Raw genomic sequence first — 10,265 nt, forward strand, 5'->3', positions numbered from 1 at the left:
CCTGGGTGAAATGCCGCCTCTGTCGTGCCAACGACCTTCCCTTCCGGTTCTCCCCAACCCTAGTTGGGGACCTGTCCGGAAGATCCGGGGCGCCTCAGACGGCAGCGCGCCGAATCAACGGCGCCCGCCGGCCCGCCATGACGACTGCGGCACGCACGATCGACGGGTGGATCTCGAGGGTCGGCACGCCGCGGGGTGCTCCGGCAGGGAGGGTTCCGCCGCACCGGTGCCCCTTGACCCGACCCGTCAGCTCGGGTCGTCCAGTGACAGGGCGTGAGCGGTGGGGGTGTCGGTGATGTGGGCTACCGGCCCCTGGTAGAGGATGCGGCCGCCGTGGCGGCCGGGGCCGGGGCCCAGGTCGATGAGCCAGTCGGCCTGTTTGACGATGCGGAGGTTGTGTTCGATGACGACGACGGTGTGGCCGTGGTCGACGAGGTCGTCCAAGGCGGTGAGCAGGGTGTCGATGTCGTTCAGGTGCAGGCCGGTGGTGGGTTCGTCCAGGACGTAGAGGGCGCGGTCGGGGGCGGTGCGCAGTTCCCTGGCGATTTTGACGCGCTGGCATTCGCCGCCCGACAGGGTGGTGAGGCGCTGGCCGAGTCGGAGGTAGCCGAGGCCGACGCTCTCGAGATGGCGCAGGGCGCGGGCGATCGCAGGGTCGGGCAACCGGTGGACCGCCTCGACGATGGTGAGGTCCTCGACGTCGGCGATGGTCAGACCGTCGACGGTGTGCCGGAGCGCCTCGGGGGTGAAGCGGCGCCCCTGGCAGGTCTCGCAGACGGTCTCCTGGCCGTCCATGAAGGCCAGGTCGGTGTAGAGGGTGCCGGCCCCGCCGCACTGCGGACAGCCCCCGGCGGAGTTGGGGCTGAACAGGCCCGCCGCAACGCCGTTGCGCCGGGCGAAGAGCCTGCGGATCGCCGGGGCGATCCCGGTGTAGGTGACGGGCGTGGAGCGGCGGTTGGTGCTGACCGGCCGCTGATCGATCACGACGGCCTCGTGCTGGTCGACGAGCTCGGCGGCCAGGCTGGACTTGCCCGACCCGGCGACGCCGGTGAGGACGGTCAGCACCCCGGCCGGGATGTCGACCGTCAGATTCTGAAGGTTGTTGCGCCGGGCGCCGACGACGGTGATCTGTCCGCGTGCCGGCCGCGGCCGGGCCTTGGCGGGCCGCCGCCGGGCGAGGGCGCGGGCGGTCGGGGTGTCCGCGCGGGTGAGCTCGGCGAAGGTGCCCTGGAAGACGAGAGAGCCGCCGTGGCCGCCCGCGCCGGGCCCGATCTCGACGATCTGGTCGGCGACGGCCATGACCTCCGGGTCGTGCTCGACGACCAGGACGGTGTTGCCGCGCTCGCGCAGCCGGTGCAGCATCCCGGTCATCGCGGCGACGTCGCGCGGGTGCAGGCCGACGGTCGGCTCGTCGAAGACGTACAGCATCTCGATCAGACTGCTGCCCAGGTGCTTGACGGTCTTGACGCGCTGCGCCTCGCCGCCCGACAGCGTCGGGGTGGGGCGGCCGAGGGCGAGGTAGCCGAGGCCGATCGCGACCAGGGCGTCCAGCCGTTCGCTCAGCGCGGTCACGACCGGCTGCACGCCCGGCTCGTCCACCTGGGGGATCAGCTGGGCCAGTTCCTCGATCTCCATGCGGGCCATCGCGCCGATGGTGCGGCCGAGCACGGTGGCGGTCCGGGCGGCGTGGTTGAGCCGGTCGCCGTGGCAGTCGGGGCAGGTCTGCGCGCGGGTGAAGCGGGCGATGACGTCCTGTTTGCGGTCGGACAGGTCATCAGAGGTGTGCAGGTAGATGCGTTCGAACCGTTCGACGACGCCCTCATAGGACTTCGGAGGCTTGGTGCCCAGGCGGGCGGCGTGCTCTCCGCCGAACAGCAACGCGTCGCGCTCGTCCTGGGTCCAGTCGCGCAGCGGGGTGTCCGCGTCGAAGCTGCCGATGTCGGCGTATTGGGCGTACCAATAGCCGCCGGCGCCGAAGCCGGGCAGCAGGATCGCGCCCTCGCGCAGCGACCGGTCGAGGTCCAGGAAGCGGTCGACGGCGGTGACCACGCGCTCGCCGAGGCCCGAGCAGGCCGGGCACATCCCGGCGGCGTCGTTGAAGGAGAAGTGGTTGGACTCGCCGACGTGCGGGGTGCTGACGCGGGAGAACAGCAGCCGCAGGTAGGTCCAGGCGTCGGTGGCGGTGCCCAGGGTGGAGCGGGCGTTGCCGCCCAGGCGCCGCTGGTCGATCACCACGACCGGCGACAGGCCCTCGATCCGCTCGACGTCGGGCCGCGCCCACTTGGGCAGCCGGTTGCGGGCGAACGGCGGGAAGGTCTCGTTGAGCTGGTGTCCGGCCTCGGCGGCGATCGTGTCGAACACCAGCGACGACTTGCCCGACCCCGACACGCCGGCGAACACGATCATCTGTCCGCGTGGCACGTCGAGGTCCAGGGAGCGCAGATTGTTGGTCCGGGCGCCCCGGATCCGGATCAGCTGGGTCATGAGGGCGACGCTACGAGTAGATGCGGCCGGAAATCGTCCGCGATTGGCGGGAGACTGGGGTCATGGCCGATGTCACGCACAGAGTCCTCGCCCTGCTGGCGGTGTTGCAGACGGGCCGGTTCTTCGGTGGCGACGAACTGGCCGTCCGGTTGGAGGTCAGCGCGCGCACGCTGCGCCGCGACGTCGACCGGCTGCGTGCTTACGGCTATCCGGTCGAGACGCGTCCGGGGCCGGGCGGCTACTACCGTCTGGCGGCCGGGACGACCATGCCCCCGCTGCTGCTGGAGGACGACGAGGCGATCGCGACGCTCTTGGGCCTGGCGGTGCTGGCCTCCTCCGGCGGGGCGCAGGAGGGAAGCCTGGACGAGGCGGCGGCCCGCGCCTACGGCAAGGTCGACCAGTACCTGCCTCGACGGCTGCGGCCGCGGGCGGCGGCATTGCGGGCGGGCCTGGAGACCGAACGCACCCCCGCCCCGCACACCAGCGCCGAGACGATGAGCGTGCTCGCCGACGCCATCCAGCACACACACGTGGTGACGTTCGACTACACGAGCCCCTCCGGAACCGTGACCTCACGGCGTGCCGAGCCGCACCGCCAGATCCACCACCTGCTGCGCTGGTACCTGCTCGCCTGGGACACCGGCCGCCAGGATTGGCGCGTCTTCCGCATCGACCGCATCGCCGACCTGCGCGACACCGGCCGCGCCTTCCCCCCGCGCCCCCTGCCCGCCGACACCGCCCTTGCCTACCTGCGCCAAGGCCTGCACCGCGACCGCCGGCGCGTCGTCCTGACCATCGAGGCCCCTCTCACCACCGTCGCCGACGCCTTCCGTCACCAGGACGCCGCTCTCACCGCCCTGACCCCCACCCGCACCCGAGCCGTCCTGCACCTGGACTCCTGGCCCTGGCTCCTGCTCCATCTGGCCTCCCTCAGCACCGACTTCACCATCGAGGAGCCCGCCGCCTTCCGCGCCGCCTGCCACCAGTTCGCCCACCGTCTATCTCGCGCCTGACGACCTGGCCGCAGCTGAGCCCGTTGGCGCGGGCGACGGCGAACGCGGCGCGGCGATCACGACGGGCGCGATGGGTTCCGGGATATGCGTCACTATCACGGAGACCGCCGCCCACCGGCTGCTGGAACGCACCGAGTCGCACATAGGGCTTCCCCGTTTGGTTGATCGCCGCGGCCGCGCGGCTGCCCGCGCTGCCGCCGCCCGACCTCCGCAGAGCCGCATCCGGGCCCCTCGCTCGCACGCGACGTCTCCCTCCCAATCCTCGGGGCCAACTGCATGAGACAAACACGCGATCAGCACCAGAAGCACTGGGGCTGGGGCCACCTCGGGTGTGAGTAGTTGAGGTACAGGAAATCCCGGTGAGATTGATCTTGCTGCGATTCCACTACTCCTGCCAGGGCTCGGGCGTGCTGGGCTCGGGGGCGGTCTCGCATTCTTCGGGTTCGGGCCGGCGGCCGCAGGGTCCGTGTTCTCCGGGTCCGGTGGCGCCGAGGACGCCGGGGCCCTTTCTACGGTGGGGCGGCGTGGGGATCACTGGTCGTCTCCGTTCCGGGCCTGCGCGAGCAGCTGGGCCACCACGTCGTCGGTGCCGTCCTGAGCCTGGCGGGTGAGGTCGTCCAGCACGGTGCCGCCGTCGATGACCTGGGCAGTGCGCCGTTCCAGCAGCTCCGGGTCGGTGCCGCTGCCGAGGCCGGTGATGCGGGCACGGACCGGGCGGCGGGGCCCGATGATCTGCACGTCGTCCGGTGAGGCGGCTTCCTCGGCCTCAGCGAGCGCCCGGTGCAGCGAGGCGACCGAGGGGTGGCGTCCCGCGTTCTTGCCCGTCTTGAGGGTCAGCCGAGATACGGCCGAAAGGGATAGTGGGGCTTCGCGGAGGTTGTCCGTAAGGGGATCCCCCAACGGACGGCCTCGATCTTGAATGACGGTGTCAGTGTCCGAAGTCGGGTGCACGTGTGACCTGGTAGTTCGGGTGTGGTTGCAGGCGACTTCGGAACATCGGGGTGTCGCGAACCCGCCTGCACTGCGGTGCGTTCCGGCTCGTACCCCAAACCAGCATCGGTATCAGTCGATCACGGCGTGCCGCACCGACGGTGAGGTGCGGACAGAGCCGCACCCGTCGCGCCGAGCTCTGGCAGGAGACGATGGGTGCCGCTCAACGAAGCGGATCATCGCCGCTCCACACCGCTGGCAACGCACTCCAAGTAGCCGATGAGCGGATGCGCAACCGCATGGAGGCAATGGAGGCAGGAGCCGCGGCGGGGCGGCCTCGTCCGCGTGGCTCAGATGTCCTGCGGCCGTGGCTCGGTGGCGCGGTGGTAGCGGTCGGCGAGTGCACGCACGAGTTCGACGAGTTCCGCGGGTTTGGTCACGGTGAAGTCGGCGCCGAGCAGGCCGAGGTGAACGGCGAGCGCCTCGATGCTGTCCGCGCCGGTGTCCAGCAGGCAGCGGGTGTCGTCGACCGGCGTGATCGTGCCGATGGCGGCGTTGATTCGTTCGGCGAGCTGTTCGGCTGGTACGTGCACGACGACCTGGGCCCGGTATCGCCAGGCAGCCGACGACACGCCCCGACGTACCTGGTCGATGGCCTCCTCGGGGAGATCGCGGGGGGTGAATCGGGGACCCGTCGGGGTGCGTGGGTGGAGCCGGTCCACCCGGAACGTCCGCCAGCCGGCCCGCTCGACATCGAACCCGACGAGGTACCACCGTCGTCCCCAGTTGACCAGCCGGTATGGTTCCACCTCGCGCCGGCTCTCGGAGCCGTCGTGGCTTCGGTAGTCGAATCGCAGGCGCTCGTGATCCCGGCAGGCGGCGGCGAGGGCGCTCAGCGTGTCCGCGTCCACCCGTGGGCCCAGGTCGTCCCGCGGTACCGCGACGGCGTACCGCTGGAGGGCGTTGACACGGCGCCGGAGCCGGGTCGGTAGCACCTGCTCCAGTTTGGCCAGCGCGCGCAGCGAGGTCTCCTCGACTCCGGTGATCGTGCCCCCGGCGGCGGTGCGCAGTCCGATCGCCACCGCGACCGCCTCTTCATCGTCGAGCAGCAGCGGCGGCAGCGCGGCCCCGGCACCGAGCCGGTAGCCGCCCACCGCGCCTCGGTTGCCGTGCACCGGATAGCCGAGGTTTCGCAGGCGTTCCACGTCGTTGCGGACGGTGCGGGTGCTGACCGACAGCCGTTCGGCCAGTTCGGCGCCGGTCCACTCGCGGGGCGTCTGGAGCAGCGAGAGCAGGCGCAGCAGCCGCGCCGAGGTTTCCAACATTCCTCGGAGTCTGCCAGAGCATTAGGAACGGATCCTACCTAAATGGATCTTACGCTGACGACCATGACGAACGACAGCACGATCGCCCCGTTCTGGATCGACATCCCCCAGGCCGACCTCGACGATCTCCAGCAGCGGCTGGCGCGGACCCGGTGGGCGGAGGAACTGCCCGCGGGCGAGTCGGCGCCGGCCGGCCCGGTGCCGCCCGGCTGGGAGTACGGCGTCCCGGTGGGCTACGTCAAGCAGCTGGTCGAGCGGTGGCGCACCAGCTACGACTGGCGGGCCTGGGAGGCGAAGCTGAACGCGTACCCGCAGTTCACCACTGAGATCGACGGACAGAACATTCACTTCCTGCACGTGCGGTCGCCGGAGCCGAACGCGACGCCGCTGATCCTGACCCACGGCTGGCCGACCTCGGTGGTCGAGTGGCTGGACGTGATCGGCCCGCTCACCGATCCGCGGGCCCACGGCGGCGACCCGGCGGACGCGTTCCACCTGGTCATTCCGTCGGTGCCGGGCTTCGGCTTCTCCGGGCCGACCCGGGAGCGTGGCTGGGACCGGTACCGGGTGGCCCGGGCCTGGGCCGAGCTGATGCGCCGGCTCGGATACGACCGGTACGGCGCGGCCGGCAACGACGGCGGGTCGCTGATCTCGCCCGAGGTGGGCCGGGTCGACCCCGAGCACGTCTGCGGCGTGCACGTGACGCAGGTCTTCTCGTTCCCGTCGGGTGACCCCGCCGAGCTGGCCGGTCTGTCCGAGGAGGAGCGCGGCAAGCTCGCGTTCGCCGAGTGGTTCACCCAGAACCGGGGCGCGTACGACAAGCTCCAGTCCACCGAGCCGCAGAATCTGGCGCACGCCCTGGCCGACTCCCCGGCCGGCCTGCTGGGCTGGCACGCGCAGCTGCTCGGCGCTTCGCTCGACCCGGATTTCGTACTCACGAACGTGATGATCTACTGGCTGACCAACACGGCCGCCTCAGCCGCCCGGTTCTACTACGAGGACGCGGCGGCGGCCCCCGTACAACAGAAGTCGAACGGCCGGGGCACCTCCGTGCCCGAGCCGACCACCGTGCCCCTCGGCCTGGCCAACTTCGCCTGGGACTTCCAGTCCATCCGGCCGTTCGCTGACCGCGACCACAAGAACATCCTGTCCTGGAACGTCTATGACCGGGGCAGCCACTTCGCCGCGCACGACGCCCCCGACCTGCTCGTCGACGACATCCGGCAGTTCTTCGGCAAGGTGCGCTGATCCGCCGCCGGTTGTCGGCGGACCCCTCAGACCCCCGTGTATTCACACGAAAGGAAATCCCATGTATCTCGTCATCGGTGCCACGGCTCACTTCGGACGTCAGGCGGTAGAGGAGTTGGTCGCCGCGGGTGCCCCGGTGCGGGCGCTGACCCGTACTCCGGAGCGGGCCGGGCTCCCGCAGGAAGTCGACGTCGTCCGGGCCGATCTGACCAAGCCCGAGACGCTGCCGGCGGCGTTGGCCGGCGTCGAGGCCGCCTTCCTGGTTGTGCAGTACGGGATGGATGTCGCTCCGCTGCTGGCGGCCGCGGGCCGGGCCGGGGTGCGTCGGCTGGTGTTCCTGTCCTCGGGGGCGGTCGTCCCGGGCGCCGAGCGGCAGCCCGACGTGATCGCCCAATACCACCGCGACGTCGAGCGGGCCGTCGAGGCGTCCGGAATCGAGTGGACGTTCCTGCGGCTGCTCTTCCCCGCCATCAACTCGTTGACGTTCGCGATGCAGCTCCAGGGCGGTGACGTCATTCGCGCGCCGTACGCCGAAGCGGCCTTCAGCGCCGTGCACGAAAGGGATGTCGCCGAGGTGGCCACGCAGATCCTGATCGGCGGCGGGCACGCGGGGCGGGCCTACGACTTGACCGGCCCCAAGTCGCTGACCCAGACACAGCAGGTCCGCATCCTCGGGGAGACGCTGGGGCGCCCGCTCACCGTCGAGGACCTCGACCCGGAGCCTGTGCTGGAGCAGATGAGCCAGTTCATGGACCCCGAGTTCCTGGCCGCGCTGTTCGCTCTCATGGCGCAGGCGGTCGGCAAGCCCGCGCCGGTCAACGACGTCATCGAGCAGATCACCGGGCACCCCGCGCGGACCTACGCCCGGTGGACCGCGGATCACCGGGCCGACTTCGGCGGCTGATCAACGAGGCAGGGGCGGCATCCGCCGCCCCAGCCGTGTGGACGGAGAGGACGGCACGGTGGCACAGGTGCTGGGGCGACGGGAGTTGGGGAGAGCCCTGCTGGCCCGTCAGTGGCTGCTGGAGCGGGCCGACGCGACCGCCGAGGAGGCGGTCACCTGGCTGGTCGGCATGCAGGCGCAGGCGCCGTACGCGCCCTACTTCGGGCTCTGGAGCAGGTTGCGGAAGTTCGGTACCGCCGACCTGGCGGACGCGCTGACCGAGCGCCGCCTGGTGCGGGTCGCGCTGATGCGTAGCACCGTCCACCTGGTCACCACGGCGGACTACCGCTCGTTGCGGCCATGGGCGCAGCCCGCGCTCGACCGTGAGCTGGACACCGCATTCAAAACGCCCCTCACCGGTCTGGACCGTGTGGCCGTGGCAGAGTCCGGCCGGGCGCTGCTCGACGCACGGCACCTCACCCCCAAGGAGCTCAGGGCGGCGCTGCACAAGCGGTGGCCCGATCACGAGCCCCGCGCGCTCGCCACCGTAGTGCGCAACCTGGTGCCGCTGGTCCAGGTACCGCCACGCGCCGTCTGGGGCGTCGGCGGCACCACCCGGTACGCGACGGCGGCCGGCTGGACCGGAGCCGAGCCCGCCCCCGCCGCCGACTCCGAACACATAGTGCTGCGCTACCTCGCCGCGTTCGGCCCGGCCTCGGTCACCGACGTGCAGACATGGGCCGGCCGAACCCGGCTGCGTCCCGTCCTGGAGAGACTGAGGCCGCAACTGGCGGTCTTCCGCGACGAGCACGGGGTGGAGCTGTTCGACCTGCCGAATGCGCCACGCCCCGGCGCCGACGCCCGCGCGCCGGTTCGCTTCTTGCCCGAATACGACAACCTGCTGGCCTCCCACACCGACCGCACCCGCGTGATCTCGGAGGAGGCCCGCAAACGAGTCATGACAGGCAACGGGATGCGCGCCACCTTCCTGGTGGACGGGCAGGTGACGGGCGTCTGGAAACTCCACCTGGGCAAAGCGTCAGCGACTCTGGAGATCGACCCGTTCCGGCCGCTGACCGCCACTGAGCGCGCCGAGGTCGAGACCGAAGGCACCCGGCTGCTGGAGTTCGCCGCGCCCGGCGCCGGCCACGACCTCCGCAGGGGCACGGCCACGCTCGTCGACCGCGACGACGCGGTGACCGGAGAGGAAAGCGATCGGCAGTGAGCAGGCCCTGCTCATGCGTGCCATCCACAGACGCCCGCTCATGCCGCTGCCCGCGCCCTTCGGAAGGTGACCAAATCCGCCCACCGGCAAGAATTCGTGCAGAGGACCTCGATCATCCGTGCAGTCCACTTCGGAAATCGACACCTCCGATGGTGTCCGTTAGGGGAACGCTCACCGGACGACATCCGTCACGCACAGCTACTTTGCATCTGGTCGCACGGACCCGAGCGGAGGGCCTACGGGGCTGACTCGCCCCGACGACGCCCAGCCGGTGCTCGACGACCCCTGGGCGGTTACGTAGGGCGGCGGCGCTGACCTTCGGGCGTGAAGGTGAAGCTCTTGCCGAAATCACTGCCGCCGACCCGAACGGCCAACAGGACCGGCTCGGTGTAGGCGGGCGGCCATTGCGGTCCGGTGTCTGAGTCAGGTCCGTTCCAGAAGTGGAAGGAGACCATCGGCTCTTCGAGGGCACCGGTCAGGTAGCTGAGGGTCTTTCCGTACAGCGGGTTGTTGCCGCCGAAAAGGATCGAGGGCGGACCCAGAGCAGCCTCTACCTCGGAGAGCTTCCGGTCTTGCGCGGCCCAGGCATCCAGCGTGGCCGTGAGCTCGCGATGCTTCTGGGGTGTCAGTGTTCGGTCTGCTTGGAGCCAGCCCTGGACGCGAGCGAACTCCGAATAGACCGAAGCCACGCCGTACTCATAGTGTCCGGCTACCAGCCCGGCGAACGCTCCGGTGACCCCGGTTGGGGTGAAAGCCCCGCGTTCCTTCCACGCCTGCCGCTCTGCGGACCAGCGTTCCTCGCCACGTTCCACGTAGGCCAGATGATCGAGGAGGATGCGCAGCGCGATTTCGCCGCCGTACATCCCCGGCCGGCGAAGAGCGAGGTTCAGTTCACGTACGAGATGGTCGCGGATCTCTACGGAGGACCGGAGGTCTGGCTGTTCTGACACGAAGATCAGTCTCTCAGGGTGTTGAGAACCGTTCGTTTATCAACACCCGCCCGGTGTGATCGCCAGCGGGCGAGGCACGATAACTTCGGCCACCACGCTCAGGATCCCGGGGCTTCCCCCCGAGATGTGGACACCGGTTTCATGCGGCGGCGGTCAGGTTACCTGTGGTGTTCTCGTAGTTGATGGGTGAGGTGTGGCCGAGGCGCG

8 protein-coding genes are annotated in these 10,265 nt (G+C 70.4%); 4 read left to right on the forward strand and 4 right to left on the reverse strand.

Translation table 11 applies throughout. The annotated features are described in order from the left end of the window. Nucleotides 1-246 precede the first annotated feature (246 nt). On the reverse strand, nucleotides 247-2,484 hold the full coding sequence (locus tag IE99_RS0128165; RefSeq protein ID WP_030177369.1) for an ATP-binding cassette domain-containing protein: 2,238 nt from the start codon (nucleotides 2,482-2,484) through the stop codon (nucleotides 247-249). Nucleotides 2,485-2,546: 62 nt separating this feature from the next. Between IE99_RS0128165 and IE99_RS0128170 the strand changes: the two genes are divergently transcribed. After that, nucleotides 2,547-3,497 (forward strand): helix-turn-helix transcriptional regulator, encoded by a 951-nt coding sequence (locus IE99_RS0128170; protein WP_030177370.1) that lies wholly within the window; start codon nucleotides 2,547-2,549, stop codon nucleotides 3,495-3,497. Between the two features lie 531 nt (nucleotides 3,498-4,028). Here IE99_RS0128170 and IE99_RS32835 read toward each other — a convergent pair. Together IE99_RS32835 and IE99_RS0128180 are read right to left on the reverse strand one after the other, a co-directional pair. Beyond that, nucleotides 4,029-4,397 (reverse strand): hypothetical protein, encoded by a 369-nt coding sequence (locus tag IE99_RS32835; protein WP_211258953.1) that lies wholly within the window; start codon nucleotides 4,395-4,397, stop codon nucleotides 4,029-4,031. Nucleotides 4,398-4,777: 380 nt separating this feature from the next. Then, a complete protein-coding gene (locus IE99_RS0128180) occupies nucleotides 4,778-5,752 on the reverse strand; it encodes a helix-turn-helix transcriptional regulator (protein WP_030177374.1) in 975 nt (324 codons plus the stop codon). A gap of 63 nt (nucleotides 5,753-5,815) precedes the next feature. Between IE99_RS0128180 and IE99_RS0128185 the strand changes: the two genes are divergently transcribed. The 3 genes from IE99_RS0128185 (at nucleotide 5,816) to IE99_RS0128195 (ending at nucleotide 9,108) form a co-directional block, all read left to right on the forward strand. Then, complete coding sequence (locus tag IE99_RS0128185) at nucleotides 5,816-7,000, forward strand: epoxide hydrolase family protein (protein WP_030177376.1); 1,185 nt, start codon at nucleotides 5,816-5,818, stop codon at nucleotides 6,998-7,000. Between the two features lie 61 nt (nucleotides 7,001-7,061). Next, nucleotides 7,062-7,904 (forward strand): NAD(P)H-binding protein, encoded by an 843-nt coding sequence (locus tag IE99_RS0128190; RefSeq protein WP_030177378.1) that lies wholly within the window; start codon nucleotides 7,062-7,064, stop codon nucleotides 7,902-7,904. A 58-nt stretch (nucleotides 7,905-7,962) separates the two neighbouring features. Further along, nucleotides 7,963-9,108, forward strand: coding sequence for a winged helix DNA-binding domain-containing protein (locus IE99_RS0128195; RefSeq protein WP_051713469.1), 1,146 nt, complete (start codon nucleotides 7,963-7,965; stop codon nucleotides 9,106-9,108). A gap of 293 nt (nucleotides 9,109-9,401) precedes the next feature. On the opposite strand, the gene IE99_RS0128200 is transcribed toward IE99_RS0128195, so the two are convergent. Next, the gene (locus IE99_RS0128200) at nucleotides 9,402-10,058 is read right to left on the reverse strand and encodes a hypothetical protein (protein ID WP_037560239.1); all 657 of its coding nucleotides are present in this window, start codon (nucleotides 10,056-10,058) and stop codon (nucleotides 9,402-9,404) included. Between the last annotated feature and the right edge of the window lie 207 nt (nucleotides 10,059-10,265).

Source organism: Spirillospora albida (assembly GCF_000718255.1).
GTDB lineage: Bacteria > Actinomycetota > Actinomycetes > Streptosporangiales > Streptosporangiaceae > Spirillospora > Spirillospora albida.